Here is a 22,509-nt window from a genome sequence, read left to right as displayed (position 1 = left end):
CAGGGCGACATTTTCATATGGAGAAACAGTTTCTATTAAAGCCCCAATTTTTCGTTCAAACTCCCCCGCAATCCCGTATCAGATATCACGCTTCCTAAATTAACTTCTAATATAACATATCCATTCACCATAGACTTAGACTGATTAAGCCTACAAGCAAGCTCACGCACAAAAGAAGTCTTTCCACATCCAGCAAGAACAAGAAATGACAATGCTTTTCTTATAAGCACAAAACAAAGAAACCATCGCCATCCTTATTACATCTTCGCGACCGATATATGGAGATCTCCTCCCTAAACCAAGGACATTCAAATTAACTCCACATTTTCTCATATCGCTAGCCAACAGCACCGCATCTTCATTCTGTAAATACATTTTACCTCAAACTATAAATAGAAGGGGTCATACAACCCCTTCCAATATTTTTAGTTACGACAATAAAGAGTCACAAATCAAAGATTTTACTTTAGCAGATGTAGAGGAATAAGACTTAATCTTCGTTCCTAGTACCACTTTAGTATTTGATTCTACTTTCATTTTAACCTCCTCGTTTAAAATAACATTTGGAAGAAATATCTCTCCCAAATTTGTCCTTACATTCATTTATATCAAAATATGTCAACAAATGTTTTTGGTCGCTTACTCAATTATAAATTTCTCAAGCCAATGCTTTTTTATAGCGTCTCAAATCTGCGATATTTGTCCGAAGCAGTTTTTTCTAAGATAAATGCCTCCAACTATCTGCACGGTTTATGATTTTTTGTATTTTTTATGGACTTGCATAGAGCTGTTATGGCAATATAAGGTGTTTTTTTGAGATATTGAGGCATTTGAAAAAATAAATATAGAACACAATGGTCCGCAAACAATAAAACTTTGATTTAAAAATTAAACAATGTAGTTTTGAAAGGAACTCAAATTATCCCATTAATTGGGAAAAATTCTAACAGCACTATCCAGCTTTACAATGAAACCCATAAAAATGCTGGAGATAATGTTACGTTTAGTTTGCTGATGAACCTGTTTGAAGACAGTGTTATCTAGGAGAGATGCTCGAAGACAATAAAGATGCGCTTCAACTTATGAACGGTCATCTTGTTCTCAACATGCAACGAGTGAGGATTGGATATTAATTCACAAGCAAAAGCACAATCTTCAATGAAGAAAAAACACAAAAACCATCATTGATCGAAAAAATGAACTCCAAGAATTTATTTCAACCTTGCCCAAAGCGTGTATGAATATAATCACTCAAGAGAGATTCAAATTCCTCAGCAATATGTTCTCCACGCAAAATCTTCACCTTTTTTCCTTCAATAAAAACAGGTGCTGCTGGACTTTCACCCATTCCGGGTAATGAAATTCCAATATCAGCATGTTTTGATTCTCCTGGTCCATTGACAATACATCCCATTACAGCAACTTTTAAACTTTCAACACCAGGGTATTTTTCACGCCAGACAGGCATATTTTTGTATAAATTCGCTTCAATTTTTTGTGCCAATTGCTGAAATACCGTCGAGGTTGTGCGCCCACATCCAGGGCAAGCCGCAACGACAGGCAAAAATTGCCGAAACCCCATCACTTGCAAAAGCTCTTGAGCAACCCTCACTTCTCGTGTCCGATCTCCACCGGGTTCAGGTGTTAATGAAATACGGATCGTATCCCCAATCCCTTGTTGTAACAAAATTCCCAAAGCAACAGAGGAAGCAACAACACCCTTTGTTCCCATCCCTGCTTCTGTCAATCCCAAATGGAGCGCATAATCACAACGCTCTGCCAAGGTACTATAGACCGCAATGAGATCTTGAACATCACTAACTTTAGCAGAAAGAATAATTTTATCGCGTCCCAACCCAAGCTCTTCCGCAAAAACAGCCGAATGTAGAGCCGATTGAACAACAGCCTCCCGCATCACTTCAACGACAGACAAAGGTTTTTCCTGCTTAGCATTTTCATCCATAAGCTGCATCAACAACACATTATCAAGAGACCCCCAATTCACACCAATACGAATAGGTTTACGGTACTGACAGGCAATCTCGATAATTTCCGCAAATTGGCGATCTTTTTTTGCACCAAAACCAACATTTCCAGGATTGATCCGATATTTTGCAAGCGCCTGCGCGCACGCAGGATGTTCTGATAAAAGCTTATGACCAATATAATGAAAATCCCCCACCAATGGTACAAAAAAGCCTAACCGTTCCAATCGCTCCCGTATTTTTGGCACAGCAACAGCAGCTTCATCACGATCAACGGTGATGCGAACCAATTGCGAGCCAGCTTGCCAAAGAGCAGCAATTTGTGCAACGGTTGCATCAATATCAGCAGTATCCGTATTCGTCATTGACTGAACAACAATCGGACACTCACCTCCAACCATCACATCGCCAACCGCAACACCAACAGACCGACGACGCTCAAGAGGTTTAGATAAGGAATACGCTGTGTTCATCAAGTCCTCAAATTTTCAAAACTTGGCATCTATCGACCATCATTTATGATCATGTTTTGCCAAAATACAATTTAAAAAATGAATGAAAGACAGTGCTTCATTAAGCCAAAACTCTCGATTTTTACCTCACCGATAAGCAGCACCATCAATGCAACCTTTCAATTTTTAAGCCGTTATAGCAAAACCCCAAACACAATTCCCACTGTCGTAAAACAGTATAACACATGAAGGAGGAAACCCATGAGTCTATTTTCAACTCGCGCCAAAAATGCTAGAATTAAAAAACGCATCGCACAATTAAAAAATCAACTCGTCCCAGCGAGTCCTTGGCGTTCTTATAATGACGGCTTTGAAAACATCTCTGATATGTTTGACACATGGAAACAAAAAAGCCGTCACGCACTTTACCATCTCAACGAGCATGCTACACAATTAAAGAAAAAAGCCAAAGAAAACCCCAAAACAACTCTCGCATTAACTGCAGGGTTAATTTTAGCTGGTTTCTTGCTGATACGTAAAAATTAAAAACACGATCAACAGTAAAAACCTTCAATGCCCACTTTGAGGTGGGCATACTTCTGCATCTCGGAAAAAAAAGCATACAGAGTTTCAGGTCCATTTTTATACAATAAGAATTTTATGAATCCAACAAGCTCTTTTAAAAATACAAAAAGCTGAATTATGACAAGCCAAATAAAATCCTCCAAGGTAAATGCCCACTTGCTATAAGTAAAGGACATAGAAATCAAATAACTCAAAAAACCCAAAATCTTAGCCTCCAGGAGTACGTTGTGAAGTATCTACATAGGTGACCACAGACATTCCAGGGATGAGTTTTTCAATCCCCTCCTGTCCAGGATCTAAAGCAATACGCACCGAAATACGTTGCGCAATTTTAATGAAATTACCAATTGTAGTATCTGTTTTTAACAGTGAAAATTCTGAACCTGTCGCAGGTGCGAAACGGACCACACGCCCTGTTAATTTCTTATTATTCAATGCATCAACGGAGAAAATAACCGGTTGCCCAACGCGCATCTGAGAAAGTTGTGTTTCCTTATAATTGGCTATAATCCAAATGTCATCAGAAATAACGGATACCAATTGCGTACCAGGCACAACATATTGCCCTACCCGTGCATTAACTAATCCAACAGACCCTGTTCTAGGAGATAAAATCTTGGTGTGGTCCAGATTGAGTTTAGCCAATTCAACACTAACCTTTGCCCCTGCAACATCTGACTGTAAACTTTGCCGTTCAAGATCTAATTGTTTTTGCAATTGGCGTTTTGTTTCAAGTGTCGCCAACAATTGCGAAAGAGGGCGAGAAACAGAACTAGTAAGATCAAAGTTTAACTTCTTGTTTTCAGGAAGAACATTGGAGAATGCTCGTGAACGCGTCAGTTCAGCTTCTGTTGTATTAATTTCTCCCTGCAAAATCTGAGCCTGCAACATAACACTTGCAAGTTTTGCATTTTTTGAATCTAGAACAGCCTGTGCTCTCGCAAACTGTTGACGAAAAAGAGAATCATCGAGTTCAAATAAAAGCATTCCCTTTTCAACTCTCTGATAATCTTGCACATAAACCCGTGCAATCACCCCGGAAATCTGTGAACTAACCAAGGTAACATTGCCTTTAATGGAAGCATTATCGGTTATCTGAATCGTACTCACAAAAGGGGGAAGTTTCCAAGCCCATAAAATGAGCAAAACACCTGTAATCCCTGAGAGAAATGCAACAAGCGTTGCTCTTGACCGTAATGCTTTTATCATTTTTTATTCCCCTCTTCACTGACATAATCCCGATTGTCAAATGCAGTCAAAGAGTATGACTTGACAAATATTTTGACAAGAAAAATAGCAAAGACAACCATTGCTATATAAAAGTAAAGTCGAAAAACATCATCATAAGCAAAAATATTTGCTGTTAACCTAAACTTTTCAATCAATTTAGACACGTCTTGCTCTTCCCCTAAGATAGGTGGAACAGCAACACTAGAAGAAGGCGAAAATAAGGCGGACATCTCAACCGAAATACGTGGATCCGTAACAACAATATTTTGTGTTAAAAATTCAAAATTCTTATGGGCGAAAAAAACCTGCAGGCTGCCAAAAAAAGCCGATCCCATTAATCCACCCGTCACTTGCGTCAAAAGAAAAACAGCAATAAAACTCAAGACGTAACGTGGTCCTCGCTCACCAGCTGTCACAAACCCCTTGAAAAGAGCAGGAGGCAAAAAAAGTGCATAACTAAAACTAACCAACCCTTGACTTAACATCATATCTTGCGGACGCGTTAAGTGGTTCACATGACTATCCAAATAAGCCCCAAGCGCCAAACAGCCTAAAGATAAAAGATAAAAATAATCCTCACGTCCAGCACGTAAAAAAAATACACAAGCCGCTCCCCCTAAAAGGGTCCCCAATATAACCGCAAGATACATGGGTGCCATCTCACGATTTAACAAACCAAAAAGATTAAAAAAACCTGCTACTAAGGTTGATCGTTCTAATAAAAAAACATGAAAAACCAATAAAATAAGAACAGATTGTAGCATTTCTTTACTGAAAAGCCAGCGTAAATCAATTAATGGTTTTTCTCTATTAAGCTCAAGAATGATTGCCGTAACCAAAGAGAGAACAGCCAGTGCCAATCCCCAACCAATCCACGGTGCCTCATACCACCAATACAACTTACCAACAGACATAATAACCGCATTGAGTCCAAGACCAAATGCAATCAAACTATAACTCACCCAATCTAACTTCTGAATAACCTTGCTGCGAACAACAGGAGTAAGGGGAAGAGAGAAGATACATCCCAAACTGATGAGAACTAAACCCATTTCCAACGCTGAAAGACTCAAAAATCCACCATTTTCCAGCAAATCAGGGGAAATCAACCGTGATAAAGGAGCAGCTAAAGCGGCATTCATATAGTTCAAACTAAGAGCAATAGTAAACTTCTTTGCTGGTGCAAAAGCCTCCATCATATAAAGGAGCGCTAAGGAAGCTAATGGTGCCGCAGCAATACCAGCAAAAAAACGAATAATCAGTGCAGAACGCAAATCCGTAACAAAGAGCTGTAAAATACAAACTAGAACGAAACCAAGAATTGATAATTCAGCAAAAGCACGAAGCCCAAACTGATAACGAATTTTGATCAACATAATCGCAACACTTACATTTGGTGCCATATAGGCAGCAACCAACCATGTGGTTTCTGTTAGAGTTGCATGAAAATCGCCAGTAAGATAAAAAATGTTAGACTGAACAATATTCGCCCCTAAGCCATAAGCCCACTGCAAAATAAAAGAAGCGAAAATATAAACAAAACATTTTGGCAAAGGCCCTGCAAAAATACGACCTGGATGGGGAAAAGGTTTTCCTCCTCTTTTAGCAGACATAACCGTACTCTTTTTTCCGCTCATGTCGCCTTTTCCTGTATACCCTGTTACGCCTCTGTCAATACAGTATCAACAGCTGTCAGTTGATGAAAAAAATCTTCTACCTTATGCTTTGCCTCATCACTTGCATCCCCTTCCAACGTCGTCCGAACCTGCAAAATCTGCTGTTCCAACGTGTTAAAAGAAAGATGTTCAACAGCCACAACCTTCTCTACCAGAAGCGAGCATCCCGAAGAAGTAACATTAGCAACGCCCCCATAAACAGCAAATAGCTTTTCCCCCGAAGAAGTGAGAACGCGGACACTCCCCAATACAACGCTAGCCACCAATGGTGCATGATGCGCCATCACTGTGAGTGCACCCGACTCTGAAGGAAGAACAACAGATACCACCTGTTCTGAAAACACAAATTTTTCAGGTGATACAATCTCAAACAAAAAACACTCTACTTTATTGTTCTCCACAAAAACCTCCACGAGGTTCAACACTAAGACCTCTTGTGCTCTTTACAACAAGCATTCGTTACAGATTTCCTCTTATGAAGAAGCTTCTGCAATGAGACGCTTTCCTTTTTCAATGGCTTCCTCAATCGACCCAACCATGTAAAAAGCTGCTTCCGGCAAATCATCATAATCGCCAGCGCAAAGACCTTTAAACCCTTTGATTGTATCCTCTAAAGATACAAGTTTTCCAGGCGAGCCAGTAAAGGCTTCAGCCACATGGAAAGGTTGCGAAAGAAAACGTTCAATTTTACGCGCCCGCCCTACTAACAACTTGTCATCTTCAGAAAGTTCATCCATTCCAAGAATAGCAATAATATCCTGTAGCGCTCTATAGCGTTGCAAAATGGTTTGAACTTGACAAGCAACAGTATAATGCTCTTCACCTACAATCAGTGGATCCAACATGCGTGAGAAAGAATCAAGCGGATCAACTGCGGGATAAATCCCCTTTTCAGCAATCGAACGCGAAAGAACCGTCGTTGCATCCAAATGGGCAAAAGATGTCGCAGGTGCTGGATCCGTTAAGTCATCAGCTGGAACATAAATAGCCTGAACAGAAGTAATAGATCCCGTTTTTGTACTGGTAATACGTTCTTGCAAAGCCCCCATATCCGTTGCCAAAGTTGGCTGATAGCCCACAGCAGAAGGAATACGCCCTAAAAGCGCTGATACTTCAGCCCCTGCTTGGGTAAAACGGAAAATATTATCCACGAAGAAAAGAACATCTTGGCCCTCATCACGGAAACTTTCTGCTATGGTCAATCCTGAAAGGGCAACACGGGCCCGCGCTCCTGGTGGTTCATTCATCTGCCCATAGACAAGCGCGCATTTTGAGCCCTCTGTTGAACCATTATTGTCTTTTGGATTCACATTCACACGGCTTTCGATCATTTCATAATAAAGATCATTTCCCTCACGCGTACGTTCTCCAACACCGGCAAATACGGAATATCCCCCATGCGCTTTTGCAATATTATTGATAAGCTCCATAATGAGAACGGTTTTACCAACACCAGCTCCCCCGAACAAACCAATTTTACCACCTTTAGAATAAGGTGCTAACAAATCAACGACTTTAATACCCGTGACAAGAATTTCCGATACCGTTGATTGCTCAACATATGCAGGAGCGTCTTGGTGAATAGAACGTGTTTTAGTCGCAAGAATTGGGCCAACATTGTCAACCGGCTCTCCAATCACATTCATAATACGACCAAGTGTTGCTTCTCCAACAGGAACACTAATCTGCGTTCCTGTATCAAAAACCTTTTGACCACGCGTCAACCCATCCGTCGTATCCATGGCAATGGTACGCACGGTATTTTCACCCAAATGCTGCGCAACTTCTAAAACCAGCCGATTGCCTAAATTATCTGTTTCTAACGCGTTAAGGATATTTGGCAACGCACCTTCAAACTGCACATCAACAACAGCACCGATAACCTGCCTAATCTCACCAACAGCTCCTTTTGCCTGTACAGCTTCTTTTGCACGGGTCTCTTTAGAAGAAGACCGCACAGAACTAGAAGAATTCTTTATGCCAGCTTGAGATTTTGAGGCGGTTTTTTGCGCGCCTGAACGAGCAGTTGTCTTCTTTTTCTCAACTTTTTCTGCTCCTTTGCTTGACGTCACTGCTTTTACCATTAATCCTTACCTTTTCAATTTAAAGCGCTTCAGCGCCCGCAATAATTTCGATCAATTCTGTGGTGATTTGTGCTTGACGCTGACGATTATAAGCCACTGTCAATTTATTAATCATTTCACCGGCATTGCGCGATGCATTATCCATAGCACTCATCTTCGCCCCCATTTCACCGGCAACATTTTCAAGCAAAGCCCGAAAGATTTGCACAGAAAGATTGCGCGGCACAAGCTCTTCCAAAAGAGAAACAGCATCGGGCTCATACTCATAAACAACTGATTGTGAACCTTTACTTTTGTCATTTTTTTCAACGATAACCTCTCCTTCGACAGCCTCTTTGGGAGAGAGCGTTGGAATCAAGCCAAAAGCTGTTGGACGCTGATTGATCACGGAAACAAATTCAGAATAAAACAGCGTACACACATCAAATGCTCCCTCATTGAATAAATCAATGATCCGCTGACTGATCATCGCAGCCTCTGCAAAACTAATCCGCTTTACAGAATGCAAATCAATGTGATCAATCATCAAAGCCTTGTAATCACGCGCTAAAATATCAGCGCCCTTTTTTCCCACGGTTAAAATCTTAACAATTTTACCAGCAGAAAGCAGTGTCTTAATTTGTTCACGCGCACGACGGGCGATTTGCACATTAAAAGCACCACAAAGACCACGCTCTGCAGTACATACCACCAAAAGATGCACATCATCTCGACCCGTACCCCGCATGAGAGGAGGCGCATCAATCCCATCAACATCAGCCGCAACATTGGCTAAAATAGCAGCCATCCTCTGAGCATAAGGACGCGCAGACTCCGCTGCCTCTTGCGCACGGTGCAACCTTGCCGCCGCAACCATTTGCATGGCTTTGGTAATCTTTTGTGTTGCCTTAACCGAGGCGATACGGTCTCTAAGATCCTTCAACGACGCCATTCAAGCATTCCATCAATTCATCACGAAAAATTCTTTGCATAAGTCTTAAGCACAGTTATCAATTTATCCTTAATTTCATCGGTTATCTGTTTTTGATCAGCAATCGCCTTCAAAAGACTTTGGTGATCATTGCGCAGAAGCGTTAAAAGCCCCTGTTCAAAGCGCGCAACATCAGAAACAGCTAAAGAATCCAGGTAACCATTCACACCAGCAAAAATAACAACAACCTGTTCTTCTGTCTTCAATGGAGAAAATTGTGGCTGCTTCAAAAGCTCTGTTAAACGCGCACCACGGTTTAAAAGACGCTGCGTTGAAGCATCCAAATCAGAACCAAATTGTGCAAAAGCAGCCATTTCGCGATATTGTGCCAATTCACCTTTGATCGAACCAGCAACTTGCTTCATCGCCTTAATTTGCGCAGCGGAACCAACACGCGACACAGAAAGACCAACATTCACAGCAGGGCGAATTCCTTGATAAAATAAATTGGTTTCCAGAAAAATTTGCCCGTCAGTGATTGAAATCACATTTGTAGGAATATAAGCAGAAACGTCATTTGCTTGAGTTTCAATGACGGGTAAAGCCGTCAAAGATCCAGAACCATTTTCAGCATTCAGTTTAGCAGCACGCTCTAAAAGACGCGAATGAAGATAGAAAACATCACCAGGATAAGCTTCACGACCAGGTGGACGACGAAGCAAAAGAGACATTTGACGATAAGCAACAGCCTGCTTTGAAAGATCATCATAACCGATCAAAGCATGTTGCCCATTGTCGCGGAAATATTCACCCATCGCACATCCAGCAAGAGGCGCAATAAATTGCAATGGAGCAGGATCAGAAGCGGTAGCTGCTACAATAATGGAATACTCGAGCGCTCCACGCTCTTCCAAAATTTTAACAAATTGCGCTACCGTTGAACGTTTTTGACCAATGGCGACATAAATACAATACACTTTGTCCTGATCGTTTCCAGCACCTTTTTCGTGAAACGGTTTCTGGTTTAAAAATGTATCGAGCAAAACTGCTGTTTTTCCTGTCTGTCGGTCACCAATCACCAATTCACGCTGTCCGCGTCCAATAGGAATAAGCGCATCAATGGCTTTTAATCCCGTCGCCATGGGTTCATGCACAGATTGACGCGGAATAATCCCTGGAGCCTTAACATCAACACGACGACGCTCTGTTGCCTTAAGTGGTCCTTTACCATCTATAGGATTTCCCAATGCATCAACAACACGCCCAAGCAAAGCTGGTCCCACAGGGACATCCACAATAGACCCAAGCCGTTTAACGGTATCACCTTCACGAATATCACGATCCGACCCAAAAATCACAACCCCAACATTATCGATTTCCAGATTCAAAGCCATACCACGCACGCCATTTGAAAAGGAAACCATTTCCCCTGCTTGGACATTATCCAAACCATAAACACGGGCGATACCATCACCCACAGAGAGAACCCAACCAATTTCTGAAACTTCAGCCTTTTGGTCAAAGTTTCTGATTTGCTCTTTGAGAATTTTTGAAATTTCAGATGGTCTAATATCCATCAGCTGACCTCTTTTTTCAATGCAAGCTTAAGCGAAGATAATTTTGTTTCAAGAGACGTATCAATCTGAGACGACCCCACACGAATGATTAATCCACCGAGAATTGTTGGATCAACAAGGATATGTAGCAAAATTTTTCCCCCAACGACACCTTCCAAAGCCACGCGCAACTCTTGTTCTTGTTGAGAACTCAGTGAGCGTGCAGAAACAATCTGAGCCGAAATTTCCCTACGAGAGAGAGCAACACGACGTTGAAAAGCATGTAAAATACCAGTCAAAGCACAAAGCCGACGGTTTAGTGCAATAACACGCAAAAAATTACCAACAATCTGACCAGCGCCCTCATCAGCAAATTTGATGCGCTCACAAACAGAACACATTACCTTAACCTGTTCTTTTACTGAAAAGAATGGGCTCTGCACAAAGCGTTTCAAATCCTCATTTTGATCCAAAACAAGCAAAAAAGATGCTACTGCTTTTTCAACCTTTTCCACAGTCCCTGCTTCTTGAACGAGATCAAAAAGCGCTTGCGCATAGCGTTGGTCCACCAATGGCAACGGTATAAGAGAAAATGAATCCGACACGAAATACCGCCTCTTTCCCTTGAGCGAATCTCTGATAGTTACCAGACGAAGATAGTTATCAGATGAAATAAATCAGACATCCTAAATTCTGAGAATAACCTTCTTAGAACCTAGAACAAAAAACTTCTCGGTTTCTAGCATAGACATAACCGACTCGCAACACTCCAAATCGTTGCTTTCTGAAAATTTTAAATAAAATATTCAAAATATTTTTTTATAATACACAAATCAGCACCACAGTTTTTTTGTGTTTCTTTTTGGCATCCCCACATAGATTTTAAAATATCTTTCTCTATCATTGCATAATCACTCTGAAAACAGAAACAAAATGCTCTCTTTGCAGTTTTTAATGCTCTTCCACCAAAAGAGTTAACAAAAAATGTACCATTTCAAACTTATAAGCAAGCAATAATAACCGACGTTCTCTTAAAATCAAAGAGGAAACGCATCTTTTTGCTTAAAATTACCCCTCCTAGAGCATCTTTTAAGCAAATAAGCCTCCCCGTTACTTCCCCTCCTCGTTACTTCCCTTGTGTTTTCTAAAGAAAACTTTGCGGATCAATATCAATCTGAACCCGAACCGAAGAAGGTATTTTGGGTGCACTTGAAAGCATTGCACGAATAAACCCTTGTATATCAAAAGAACGTTGCCCTTGCAGTAAAAGCCGAAAACGATAACGCCCACGAATGAGAGCCAATGGAGCTTCCGCAGGTCCCATTACCGAGATATTTTTTTCCCTCGGTGCAACTTGACGCAACGCACGCGCATAATGTTCTGCTGCTTGGCGCTTTTCTGAAGACACAATCAAAGAGGCAAGTCGCCCATAAGGTGGCAGATGATAGTGCTGACGCATAGCGATCTCATGAGTGTAAAAATCCTCACCTTGCCGCGAAATCAGGGCTTGTATTACTGGATGATCGGGTTGATAAGTTTGCAATAATCCTAAACTCTCTAACCCCATACGCCCTGCCCTACCTGTAACCTGAGATAAGAGCTGAAAGGTACGCTCAGCAGCACGTAAATCGCCATTGGCAAGACCAAGATCCGCATCAATGACCCCGACCAGAGAAAGTCCTGGAAAATGGTGTCCTTTCGCAACCAACTGCGTTCCAATAATAATGTCAACATCCCCATTTGCCACCGCTTCCAATTCGCGCCGCAACTGACTAATCCCGCCTTTGAGATCCGTTGAGAGAATCAATAACCGCGCCTGTGGAAAAAGCCCCCGTGTTTCTTCAGCAATTCTTTCTACCCCTGGACCACAAGCGACAAGATGGTCTAATGTCCCACATTCGGGGCATGCTTCTGGAAGCGGCTGATGGTATCCGCAATGATGGCATTTAAGCTGTCCTTGTAATCGATGCTCTACCAACCAACTTGAACAATCGCTACAATGAAAACGATGCCCACAAACCCGACACAAAGTGAGAGGTGCATAACCACGCCGATTAAGAAAAAGCAGCGCCTGTTCACCTTTCTCAACCGTTTGTTTTAAAGCCGCTTCAAGAGCAGAGGAAATAAAACGCCCCTTTTGCACACCTCCCTTTTGCACACCTCCTTGACGCATATCAACCACCCGCAATTGCGGAAGTGCGGCCGCTTTAAAACGTGATGGCAAATGGACCCGTTGATAACGCCCCCACAAGACATTTGTCTGACTTTCAATCGAAGGAGTCGCTGAGGATAAAATAACAGGAAAATGCCCAAAAGAACCCCGTGCAACTGCCATATCACGCGCATGATAAAAAATGCGCTCTTCTTGTTTGTAAGCACTATCATGTTCTTCATCAACAACAATTAACCCAAGCTCTGGAAAGGGGAGGAAAAGCGCGGACCGCGCTCCAGCTACAACCCGCACAAGCCCTTCTGCAACATGTCGCCACACACGTTCTCGACGACGTGGTGACAAATCTGAATGCCATTCCGCCGCCGCTGCTCCAAAGCGTGCATGAAAGCGATCTAAAAATTGTTGTGTTAAAGCAATTTCCGGCAATAAAATCAAAACCTGCTTACCACCTGTAAGCGCTTGAGCAACCGCTTCAAAATAAACCTCTGTCTTTCCCGACCCAGTAACACCATCAAGCAGAAAAACTTGAAATTGAGAAGATAAAACACCTTCCCGCAAAAGGCGCGCTGCTTTGCTCTGTTCTCCCTCCAATTGAGGGCGACAAAAATCAGGATTAGGCATCGCCACAAGAGCAGGAGCAGGTACCATAACCTCTTCAAAAACCCCAAGTGTCTTTAGCCCCTCAACAACGGAAACAGAAGTTCCTGCCGCATGAGCAAGACCAGAACGTGTCCAAATTTCACCATCGCGGACCAATTCTAAAACACGTGATCGCGCTGGTGTTAGGCGTCCGATCTCTCCTCCACAATACCGCAAACCCAGCATCTGTTCTTCCGGTTCTAAAGCAGACGGAACAGACAAAACCAATCGTGCAACAAGACCCAAAGGAGTCATCGTATACCGACCAACAAAATGCAAGAATGTAATCATCTCCGCTTTTAACGGCGGGCAATTAAAAACATGGAGGAGAGAGCGTAGTTTTTTACGCGCCACAGGTGGAGCACTTTGCCCATCCTTTGCGGATTGTTCTCCAACATCCACCACAAAACCACAAACTTCCCGCCCCATTACCGGAACACGAACAAAAGAACCAACCTCTACCTCCATCGAAGATGGAACCTCATAACTATAAGCATGTGCAATAGGCAGAGGTACCAAAATAGAAACAATCTTTCTCTCGCACACACCCTCATTTGACTTCATCTTTTGTCCCAACTTTTATACAATCTTTTTTATACCACTACCGTCCTTGCACCTTATTTTTGATATATTATCCGTCATGAAGAATAATCACTTTGTATAATCTCCCCCTCATAAACAATATCTTATCAACGATAAAAACTCCAATACGCATCTGATATTGATACCAGCAGCGCTAACGCTATAAACAAACTATAAGTACGCATTTTTATCCTTCATATCTTAACTTACCATAGGCAACACGTATCCTCCCTCTTGCTTTTGCGATAAACAATAACGCATAACAAAAATAGGGTGAAGCATCAGAAGCTTTAAATAAAGAGCTAAAAACCAAGGAGATTTAGCAATGAAATTTTTTGTGGATAGCGCCAATATTGAAGAGATCCGAGAATTACAAAATTTAAACCTCGTTGATGGTGTTACCACCAATCCTTCTCTTATTCTTAAATCAGGACGTAATATTCTTGAGGTTACAAAAGAAATTTGTACCCTCGTCAAAGGACCCGTGTCTGCCGAAGTTGTAGCAACCGAATTTGAAAACATGATGAAAGAAGCGGCTGTTTTAGCAAAAATTGCCGACAATATTTGCATCAAACTTCCCTTAACGCTTGATGGCTTAAAAGCCTGTAAAGCTCTTACAATACAGGGATTAAAAACAAATCTCACACTTTGTTTTTCTGCTAACCAAGCTTTACTAGCCGCCAAAGCAGGCGCAACATTTATTTCACCTTTTATAGGCAGGCTCGATGATTGCGGCAGTGATGGTGTGGAACTGCTTCATGAAATTCGCACAATTTATGATAACTACAACTTTGAAACGCAAATTTTGGCCGCTTCAATTCGTACCGTTAATCATGTTAAAGAAGCAGCACTAAGCGGTGCAGATGTTGCAACCGTTCCACCAACAGTTTTAAAAGCACTGGTCAAACATCCTTTAACTGATAAAGGCTTGCAAATCTTCTCAAGTGATTGGAAAAAAACTGGACAAAATATCGCCTAGTGACTTGAAAGATCTTTTGAAAGCAGCAGTAAAATTTGTTCAGCCAATTCTTCAGCCACACGCTTTTGCGCATCTTGCTCTGCTTGCAAAGTTGCATATTCCTGACGAAGCCGTTCAAAAGACGCGCTCATGCTTACCGTGGTTTCAGCAATAAGAACATTTTTCATATCTTGCAAGATATAGGAAACTTTACCCATCACAGTTCCAACGGAAGGTCGCCCCTCTCTTTTCCTATCGCGATCCACCTCTATCTGTACAGAATTTCGTGTAAACGTAGATGTTTGCAATACCAATTGATAAGCTGGAGTAGAAGGTTTCCGCCCATTTCCATAAAAAAGCAGAAACAGCAAATGATTGCGTACCATTTGACCAAAACGATCTGACGGTTCTGCAACGACAATGGAAGCTAGTTTTTCGGAAAGATTCAAAGATTTTTGTTTTGAAGACGAATCATCAAAAACAGAATCTACAGAACCTATTGTTGTCGAAATCCCAGATGCGTGATGATAAAGCGGTTCAACTATACACCCACACAAAAGCGTGGACAAACCAAATAAGCCCACAAGAACAAAATTTTTAAACAACGACATTCACAATCCTTTTTGGAACAATAATTATTTTTTTAACGGCTTTTTCGGACAGATGTGCCTTTACAAAATCAAGAGCCAAAACAGCTTCTTCAATCATCGCTTCATTTGCCGTTGCCAAAACAGTCACTTCACCACGCTTTTTACCATTAATCTGTACCGGTAAAATATAGGAATCTTCAACAATTAATGCAGGATCATAAACAGGCCAAGGAAGCTCACAAATCAAATTTTTTCCTCCCAAAGCAGCATGACACTCTTCTGCCAAATGAGGCATTATAGGTGCAATCAATACAAGGAAAAAATCCATTGCTTGACGCAAAGCTTCCTTCATCTCACTCTCAACATTCTCTACCTTATTTAGTAAAGGCGCCATAATATTCAAGAATTCGTAAAGGCGCGCAATTGCTCGATTAAAGGCGAACTTTTCCAAATCATCTTCCACAGCATGGAGCGTGCGATGCGCCACTTTTGAGAGTGCCAAAGCCGCACCCTGACGACCAGCACAAGGCACCACTTCTCTTAAAACCGGAGCACTCAAAGCCACACAACGCCAAACGCGTTGCACAAAACGATGCGCTCCTTCAACACCAGATTCTGTCCAAATAACATCTCGCTCAGGAGGAGAATCCGACAAAACAAACCAGCGCACAGTATCGGCTCCATAGGAGGCAATAATATCATCAGGATCCACGACATTCTTTTTTGATTTTGACATTTTTTCAATCAAACCAATCATCACCTCACTTTGATCGGTCAATTTATAAGCCTGACGTTTTCCATCCTTTTCAACAATAGAAATTTCTTCTGGTGAAACCCACCCTTGGTCATCACGATAGGTTTCATGAACAACCATCCCTTGGGTAAAAAGCCCTTTAAAAGGCTCATCCACACTCATATGCCCAATCAATTTCATAGCACGCATAAAAAAGCGTGCATAAAGAAGATGGAGAATCGCATGTTCAATTCCACCAATATATTGTTGCACAGGCAACCATTCGGCTATCGCTTGCTTGTCGACAGGTTCTTGTGCAAAAGGCGCAGTAAAGCGGGCATAATACCAAGAAGAGTCAACAAATGTATCCATGGTATCAGTTTCGCGTTTGGCAGACTGACCACAGACAGGACAAGTTACTGTTTGCCACATTTCATGACGCGCAAGAGGATTTCCAGGCTGCTCAAAAGTGACATCATCGGGCAACACAACCGGTAAATCAGCACGCGGAACCGGAACCACTCCACAAGCCGCACAATGGATCATAGGGATAGGGCATCCCCAATAACGTTGACGCGAAATACCCCAATCACGCAAGCGAAATTGCACGGTCTTTTGCCCCTGGGGCTGCCCCCCAAGTATTTGCCCTTCAAGCCGTTTAGCTGCTGCTTCAAAAGCTTGTTGCGGTGTCAAGCCATCCAAAAAGTCTGAATTGATCATCACGCCATCACCAACATAAGCTGTTTCAGCAATCACAAAATCTTCCCTCTCAACCCCCTTTGGCAAAACCACCGGTCGCACGGGGAGATCATATTTACGTGCAAAATCCAAATCTCTCTGATCATGGGCAGGACAGCCAAAAACAGCTCCTGTTCCATAATCCATAAGCACAAAATTGGCGATATAAACGGGAATATGCACCGTTGGATCAAAGGGATGCACAGCCAAAAGTGATGTGCGAAAACCTTGTTTTTCAGCTGTTTCAAGCGCCGCGGTTGTTGTTCCACCACACCGACAATTTTCGATAAAAGCATCAAGCGCTTTATCCTTTTGCGCTAAGGCTTTTGCAATGGGATGATCAACAGACAGCGCCAAAAAAGCAGCACCAAAAAGCGTGTCAGGTCGTGTTGAATAACAGACAACTTCGTTAAACTCCGCACACCCATCATCAACATCATCTACCGACTTTAAAGCCCAACGAATCAGCAAACCTTGTGACTTCCCAATCCAATTTTTTTGCATAGTGCGAACTTTTTCCGGCCATTGCTCAAGCTCTTCAAGCCCTGCCAGTAAGTCTTCACTAAAATCACTAATTTTGAAAAACCACTGCGTCAATTCACGCTGTTCAACCAACGCACCAGACCGCCACCCCCGACCATCAACAACCTGCTCATTTGCCAAAACGGTGTGGTCAACAGGGTCCCAATTCACTTTAGCCACTTTACGTGCAACCAAGCCCTTTTGATAGAAATCAAGGAACAGCATTTGTTGGCGATGGTAATAATCCACATCACAAGTTGCAAATTCACGCGACCAATCTAATGAGAGCCCTAATTTCTTTAATTGCCCACGCATCACAGCAATATTTTGATAAGTCCACGTTTTTGGATGCACTTTATTCTGCATGGCAGCATTTTCAGCCGGCATACCAAAAGCATCCCACCCCATGGGATGGAGCACATTAAACCCCTTTGCACGTTTATAGCGCGCAACAACATCTCCCATGGCATAATTGCGTACATGCCCCATGTGAATGCGCCCAGAGGGATAAGGAAACATCTCTAAAACATAATATTTTTCACGACAATCTTCCTCCGCTGTCTGAAAAATCTTCTTTTCATCCCAAATCGTTTGCCATTTTTGTTCGTGGGCACGAGGATTATAGCGTTCACCTAAATTATAACGTTCAATCGTCATTCCTATTATACTCTTTATAAAATTGAACTAAAAAACTTGTTTTATGCTTCACCATGGATTACCCCCAAGGTCAACATTTTCAGTGAATATTTCACTAAGTATTTTTCAAAGTTCTCACGAACCATTATTTTATTGCTAAATAAAAACAGAAAGCACGAAAAAATGAGCACCCACACGACCCCTCATGCCCCCCCTCATGCCCCTTGTGTTGAAGCATGGAAAATCCTTCAAAAAGAGATTGCTGAAATATGTAAAGACTATAATCGCTCTTTAGAAGAGGTTCAACTTCTCGCTGTTTCTAAAACCGTCTCGGCAGATAACATTTTCCCCCTTTTGCAAGCAGGTCAAACGCGTTTTGCAGAAAACCGCGTGCAAGAAGCCGAGAAAAAATGGCCGCGCTTGCGTCAACAGTTTGAAAATATCGAACTTCACCTTATCGGCCCCTTACAATCGAACAAAACAGCAGAAGCCGTCAAAATTTTTGATGTCATTCAAACGGTTGATCGCGAAAAAATAGCCAAGAGCTTGGCCGAAGAAATGCAAAAACAAAAAAGAACCCTACCCTGCTATGTTCAAGTCAATATTGGCTTAGAAACCCAAAAAAGTGGTATCGCACCACAAGAAGTAGTTCCTTTCGTCACCCAGTGTAAAAATCACTATGGACTTGATATTATCGGTCTAATGGCAATCCCCCCAGTGCAAGAAAACCCTGGTCCCTATTTCGCCCTTTTAGCAAAACTCGCAAAAAAAGCTGGTCTTCCAAAGCTTTCGATGGGTATGTCCAATGACTTTAAAACAGCTCTTCAATTTGGCTCTAACATTCTTCGTATTGGTTCTGCTTTATTTGGAAAACGCCCTGTCTGACAGCCTCTCTACTGAAATGTAGCGCAAAAAAGAACCCACTTATAATAATGAGAACGATAAAGGTGCATGAAGTGCATTGCACATTTATAAAAAAACACCGCAAAATAAATGACCACAAAAAACATTCAGAACAGTTGTCGTAATAGCTCCCATAAAAACCACAGATTATATCAACCTCTCCAATCCGTGTGAACAATTCATCCACTTACCAAGTGTGCAAAGCAGACAAAGAGATGCTTATGAGTGTAAATACAACCTCCCAATTCTAGAGCAAACCTACCAACTCAATAAGCCTCCCCTAAAATGCCGATAAAGTAGAAAAAACTGTACTCAACAGCATGATAGAGACCTAAAGATAACAGAAAAACTTTCCGCACACTAAAAAGGTAAAATACTGTCGATAATTGCCTAACAATAAATGGATTTACCCCGCGGATGCACACAAGACAATAGCAACAAGACTGAGTCCGATGACAATGTAAATATATTTCTTCGCGCTTTTCACAAATTAGAAAAAAAATACCAATTTTTCAGCATTGCCTATTTTATTATTTTGTTAAAAGAAGATTGTAAAAAATCTTATACCTTTATATTTTTGTAAACAAAATATATTATTTATTAAAACAATATTTTTCATCTTATAATATACACACAATGTATTTATTATTTATAAAGTGTTTTTATTTCTATAAAGCAAAATTATGTTTGACATCCTAAAAAGGGAAATGATAAGCCTTTGCATGTATCATAGTGATACTATTTTTAATATCTCACAAGGAGGATTTATATAAGTAATTTTGGTTCAGGCTTAGTTTATACTATAAATGATTCAACGCCTGTTTATGGAAATGCATGTAGTACTAATGATTTTATGTCTCACATGAATACACAGGGTTTTCAAATAGGGGCGGCAGCAGGAATAAGCGGAGCAGTGCTAGGTGGTATAGCTGGAGGACCAGCAGGTGCATTTTCAGCTGGAGTCACAAATTTTACAGCGGGATATATAGGAGGTTTTGGTTTGGGTTTTATAGATAAAGCTCGTGAGTGTTGGTTCTAATTTAAAGAGAATAGCTACAAAGATATCTCTGAAGTTAGTAATTTTGTAAACATATTTGAAAAAATATATCAAAATTAAATATCTATATGTGAAATATTTTTCAGAGATATCTATTAGTATCATATAATATAATTAGGATTTTGCTATAATGGATATTCATTATGAAATCGTAAGACTGTTTTGCATGCTAATTATAATCACTCCTATAATTGCCACTTTTTCTAAAATATTCAATGGTTGGAGTTGGAAGTTATCTATAACGTTAGCATTATCATCAATTATTATATTCTTTATTTCTGATTTTTTGCGTAGATATTTTGGTTTATTTTAATATTTATTTAATAAATTTCGAGAAAAATTAATAAACTTAACTTTATATATATCTATTATGTATCATATATTACGATTAGGACTTTATTATAGTGAACATTCGTTATGAAATCATAAGAATTTTTTTATGCTTGTTGTATGTACTTCTCTATATACTACTATTGCTAAAATATTCTATACTCGTAGTTGGAAATTATCTATCATAACAGCATTATCAGCAGGAATTTTGTTTATTATTTTTGATAGTTTATGTAGATATTTTGGTTTATATTAACGTTTATTTAATAAATTGCAAAAAAAATTAATAAAATAGTTTTCATAAATAATATTAATATACCTTATAATTCCTTATGAACAATTTTCTCTATAAAATTAATGAATCATTTTTTATAACAATAATATTTTCTCTAATATATGTTTCTTAATAGAAATTTATTGGTTATATTCAGAAATATTCTATAAAAAAATCATTAGATATAAGCTTCATGTACTTTTTTGTTTTCTATCATTTAAATATGCTAATTTATATCAACTTTTAAAATAATATTTTGCATTTTTAATATATACATAACGCATTTATTGCTCATACAGTGTTTTTATTGCTATAATTCAAAATTATGTTTGACATCTTTAAAAGAGAAGTGATAAATCCTTGCAGGTGTATCATAATGATGCGTTTTATAAACAGCTAATAACAGCAAAAAGGAGAACAAAAATGGGTAGTTCAAGCTCACATAGAGATCCACACTCAACAAATTCATCTACATCTTGTGGTGTCAAAGACTATTACCATGCCGCGAAGAGAGAAAAAACAATAGGAGGAATTTCCGGTGCAATTGGAGGAACCGTCAGCGGTGCATGGGAGGGCCGAGTATTAGGGCCATGGGGTGCGTTAGGAGGTGCCGTATTGGGTGGATACACAGGCTATAAAAGTGGCAAAAATGCAGGATTCGTTGCAGGACTTGTAAGTAAGGCTATAGACTGTCACGGTAGCATTCACTGGTAAGAATGCTAATTTTAATTTGTAGAAAATTCTCAACAAGATATCTTTAAAATCAATATTCTGTAGATATATATTTACCAGATATATATCTACAAAGATGTACTTCAAAGGAACATTCAATGTTTTATGTTATAATTAAAATTTTTATAGATAGGTATTTATAATGAATATTATTGGTGTTACGGATATTTTTTATATTATTATATATCTATTAATCTCAATATTTATATATACTTTTGTATTTGTTTTGTTTTTCAAATATCACGGATATAATTTAAAGGATAGTATAAAAAGATCACTTAAAACAACAGTTTTGTTTATTATATTAACATTTATTATTTATTATTTTATTAAATATTTTGATTTATATTAACGTTTGTTTAATAAATTGCGAAAAAAATTAATAAAATAATATTAATTATCAGTTATAATTCCTTATGAGCGATTTTTTCTATAAAATTAATGAATCATTTTTTATAACAATTATATTTTTTCTATTATATATTTTTCAATGGAAATTTATTGGTTATAGTTGGAAAGATTCTATAAACAAATCATTAGATATAAGCCTCATGTACTTTTTTATTTGCTTATCATTTAAATATGCTAATTTATATCAACTTTTAAAATAATATTTTGCATTTTTAATATATACATAACGCATTTATTGCTCATACAGTGTTTTTATTGCTATAATTCAAAATTATGTTTGACATCTTTAAAAGAGAAGTGATAAGTCTTTGTATGTATCATCGTGATACGCTTTTTATAAACAGCTAATAATAGCAAAATAAAGGAAAACAAAAATGGGTAGTTCAACTACAACATATGACACACACGGTTCAACAGCTTACGCGGGAGGATCTAATGTTGGTGACTATACCCCAACAAATGAAACAGTGATCATAGGCGGTGGAGCATCAGGAACATCTATCACATATCTAAATGTTACATTTCCGAGCTTACCTGGAACAGAAGCACTTACAGGTCTCTTAAGTACAATTACTGTGTTAAATATAAACTAAAAGGGTGTTATTTTAATTCATAGAAAATAACTAAGCAAGATATCTCTGAAGTTAATAGCATGATAAGCATGTATTTATAAATATAGAAAAATAAATGTCTATATCTATGGATAAAAAATACATCAGAGGTATCTAATAGTATTATATAATTAAGATTTTG

At 39.7% G+C, this 22,509-nt stretch carries 18 protein-coding genes; 6 read left to right on the top strand and 12 right to left on the bottom strand.

Going from position 1 to position 22,509, the window contains the following annotated elements:
• Window positions 1-35: 35 nt before the first annotated feature.
• On the bottom strand, window positions 36-212 hold the full coding sequence (locus LBE40_RS08115) for a hypothetical protein (protein WP_252615193.1): 177 nt from the start codon (window positions 210-212) through the stop codon (window positions 36-38).
• A gap of 1,004 nt (window positions 213-1,216) precedes the next feature.
• A complete protein-coding gene (gene ispG, locus LBE40_RS08110; protein WP_208432964.1) occupies window positions 1,217-2,458 on the bottom strand; it encodes a flavodoxin-dependent (E)-4-hydroxy-3-methylbut-2-enyl-diphosphate synthase in 1,242 nt (413 codons plus the stop codon).
• 240 nt (window positions 2,459-2,698) lie between these two features.
• Here ispG and LBE40_RS08105 point away from each other — a divergent pair, with 240 nt between their 5' ends.
• Window positions 2,699-2,983 (top strand): hypothetical protein, encoded by a 285-nt coding sequence (locus tag LBE40_RS08105; RefSeq protein ID WP_208432963.1) that lies wholly within the window; start codon window positions 2,699-2,701, stop codon window positions 2,981-2,983.
• Between the two features lie 246 nt (window positions 2,984-3,229).
• Here the strand turns inward: LBE40_RS08105 and LBE40_RS08100 are convergent, their stop codons facing one another.
• From LBE40_RS08100 to LBE40_RS08065, 8 genes are all read right to left on the bottom strand, one after another.
• Window positions 3,230-4,231, bottom strand: coding sequence for an HlyD family secretion protein (locus LBE40_RS08100; RefSeq protein ID WP_004857804.1), 1,002 nt, complete (start codon window positions 4,229-4,231; stop codon window positions 3,230-3,232).
• On the bottom strand, window positions 4,228-5,889 hold the full coding sequence (locus LBE40_RS08095; protein WP_004857805.1) for an MFS transporter: 1,662 nt from the start codon (window positions 5,887-5,889) through the stop codon (window positions 4,228-4,230). Before LBE40_RS08095 ends, LBE40_RS08100 begins: the two co-directional genes overlap by 4 nt.
• Before the next feature lie 23 nt (window positions 5,890-5,912).
• On the bottom strand, window positions 5,913-6,329 hold the full coding sequence (gene atpC, locus LBE40_RS08090) for an ATP synthase F1 subunit epsilon (protein WP_040296852.1): 417 nt from the start codon (window positions 6,327-6,329) through the stop codon (window positions 5,913-5,915).
• Window positions 6,330-6,401: 72 nt separating this feature from the next.
• The gene (gene atpD / locus LBE40_RS08085; protein WP_004857810.1) at window positions 6,402-8,012 is read right to left on the bottom strand and encodes a F0F1 ATP synthase subunit beta; all 1,611 of its coding nucleotides are present in this window, start codon (window positions 8,010-8,012) and stop codon (window positions 6,402-6,404) included.
• 19 nt (window positions 8,013-8,031) lie between these two features.
• Window positions 8,032-8,943 carry a F0F1 ATP synthase subunit gamma gene (locus LBE40_RS08080; protein WP_004857812.1) on the bottom strand — a complete coding sequence of 304 codons (912 nt, stop codon included), beginning with the start codon at window positions 8,941-8,943 and terminating at the stop codon, window positions 8,032-8,034.
• Between the two features lie 20 nt (window positions 8,944-8,963).
• Window positions 8,964-10,499 (bottom strand): F0F1 ATP synthase subunit alpha, encoded by a 1,536-nt coding sequence (gene atpA, locus LBE40_RS08075; RefSeq protein WP_004857814.1) that lies wholly within the window; start codon window positions 10,497-10,499, stop codon window positions 8,964-8,966.
• Window positions 10,499-11,083: an ATP synthase F1 subunit delta gene (atpH, locus tag LBE40_RS08070; protein WP_004857816.1), complete on the bottom strand. Its 585-nt coding sequence runs from the start codon at window positions 11,081-11,083 to the stop codon at window positions 10,499-10,501. Before atpH ends, atpA begins: the two co-directional genes overlap by 1 nt.
• A 539-nt stretch (window positions 11,084-11,622) precedes the next feature.
• On the bottom strand, window positions 11,623-13,854 hold the full coding sequence (locus LBE40_RS08065; RefSeq protein ID WP_004857821.1) for a primosomal protein N': 2,232 nt from the start codon (window positions 13,852-13,854) through the stop codon (window positions 11,623-11,625).
• A 343-nt stretch (window positions 13,855-14,197) separates the two neighbouring features.
• On the opposite strand from LBE40_RS08065, the gene fsa reads away from it, so the two are divergent.
• A complete protein-coding gene (fsa, locus tag LBE40_RS08060; RefSeq protein ID WP_004857823.1) occupies window positions 14,198-14,851 on the top strand; it encodes a fructose-6-phosphate aldolase in 654 nt (217 codons plus the stop codon).
• On the opposite strand, the gene lptE is transcribed toward fsa, so the two are convergent.
• Both lptE and leuS read right to left on the bottom strand, forming a co-directional pair.
• On the bottom strand, window positions 14,848-15,441 hold the full coding sequence (gene lptE, locus LBE40_RS08055) for an LPS assembly lipoprotein LptE (RefSeq protein ID WP_252615192.1): 594 nt from the start codon (window positions 15,439-15,441) through the stop codon (window positions 14,848-14,850). The genes fsa and lptE overlap by 4 nt on opposite strands.
• Window positions 15,428-18,070 carry a leucine--tRNA ligase gene (leuS, locus tag LBE40_RS08050; protein WP_004857828.1) on the bottom strand — a complete coding sequence of 881 codons (2,643 nt, stop codon included), beginning with the start codon at window positions 18,068-18,070 and terminating at the stop codon, window positions 15,428-15,430. The genes lptE and leuS overlap by 14 nt, the downstream gene beginning before the upstream one ends.
• A 162-nt stretch (window positions 18,071-18,232) precedes the next feature.
• On the opposite strand from leuS, the gene LBE40_RS08045 reads away from it, so the two are divergent.
• The 4 genes from LBE40_RS08045 (at window position 18,233) to LBE40_RS08030 (ending at window position 22,349) form a co-directional block, all read left to right on the top strand.
• Entirely contained in the window at window positions 18,233-18,934 is a 702-nt protein-coding gene (locus LBE40_RS08045; protein ID WP_004857829.1) for a YggS family pyridoxal phosphate-dependent enzyme, read from the top strand.
• Window positions 18,935-19,814: 880 nt separating this feature from the next.
• Window positions 19,815-19,991, top strand: coding sequence for a hypothetical protein (locus LBE40_RS08040; protein ID WP_245256392.1), 177 nt, complete (start codon window positions 19,815-19,817; stop codon window positions 19,989-19,991).
• A gap of 1,045 nt (window positions 19,992-21,036) precedes the next feature.
• Entirely contained in the window at window positions 21,037-21,327 is a 291-nt protein-coding gene (locus tag LBE40_RS08035) for a hypothetical protein (RefSeq protein WP_004857835.1), read from the top strand.
• 803 nt (window positions 21,328-22,130) lie between these two features.
• Window positions 22,131-22,349, top strand: a complete 219-nt coding sequence (locus LBE40_RS08030; protein WP_252615191.1) for a hypothetical protein — start codon at window positions 22,131-22,133, stop codon at window positions 22,347-22,349.
• Window positions 22,350-22,509 lie beyond the last annotated feature (160 nt).

Origin of the sequence: Bartonella taylorii (genome assembly GCF_023920105.1) — a bacterium.
Lineage (GTDB): Bacteria > Pseudomonadota > Alphaproteobacteria > Rhizobiales > Rhizobiaceae > Bartonella > Bartonella taylorii.
The sequence above is the reverse complement of the archived record's forward strand: the minus strand, read 5'-3'. Positions and strand labels throughout refer to the sequence as shown.

Bases quoted from the DNA above. Each gene is read 5' to 3' on its own strand.
- ispG (WP_208432964.1), bottom strand. From the start codon at position 2,458: ATGAACACAGCGTATTCCTTATCTAAACCTCTTGAGCGTCGTCGGTCT.
- LBE40_RS08105 (WP_208432963.1), top strand. From the start codon at position 2,699: ATGAGTCTATTTTCAACTCGCGCCAAAAATGCTAGAATTAAAAAACGC.
- LBE40_RS08100 (WP_004857804.1), bottom strand. From the start codon at position 4,231: ATGATAAAAGCATTACGGTCAAGAGCAACGCTTGTTGCATTTCTCTCA.
- LBE40_RS08095 (WP_004857805.1), bottom strand. From the start codon at position 5,889: ATGAGCGGAAAAAAGAGTACGGTTATGTCTGCTAAAAGAGGAGGAAAA.
- atpD (WP_004857810.1), bottom strand. From the start codon at position 8,012: ATGGTAAAAGCAGTGACGTCAAGCAAAGGAGCAGAAAAAGTTGAGAAA.
- LBE40_RS08080 (WP_004857812.1), bottom strand. From the start codon at position 8,943: ATGGCGTCGTTGAAGGATCTTAGAGACCGTATCGCCTCGGTTAAGGCA.
- atpA (WP_004857814.1), bottom strand. From the start codon at position 10,499: ATGGATATTAGACCATCTGAAATTTCAAAAATTCTCAAAGAGCAAATC.
- LBE40_RS08065 (WP_004857821.1), bottom strand. From the start codon at position 13,854: ATGAAGTCAAATGAGGGTGTGTGCGAGAGAAAGATTGTTTCTATTTTG.
- fsa (WP_004857823.1), top strand. From the start codon at position 14,198: ATGAAATTTTTTGTGGATAGCGCCAATATTGAAGAGATCCGAGAATTA.
- lptE (WP_252615192.1), bottom strand. From the start codon at position 15,441: ATGTCGTTGTTTAAAAATTTTGTTCTTGTGGGCTTATTTGGTTTGTCC.
- leuS (WP_004857828.1), bottom strand. From the start codon at position 18,070: ATGACGATTGAACGTTATAATTTAGGTGAACGCTATAATCCTCGTGCC.
- LBE40_RS08045 (WP_004857829.1), top strand. From the start codon at position 18,233: ATGAGCACCCACACGACCCCTCATGCCCCCCCTCATGCCCCTTGTGTT.
- LBE40_RS08040 (WP_245256392.1), top strand. From the start codon at position 19,815: ATGAATACACAGGGTTTTCAAATAGGGGCGGCAGCAGGAATAAGCGGA.
- LBE40_RS08035 (WP_004857835.1), top strand. From the start codon at position 21,037: ATGGGTAGTTCAAGCTCACATAGAGATCCACACTCAACAAATTCATCT.
- LBE40_RS08030 (WP_252615191.1), top strand. From the start codon at position 22,131: ATGGGTAGTTCAACTACAACATATGACACACACGGTTCAACAGCTTAC.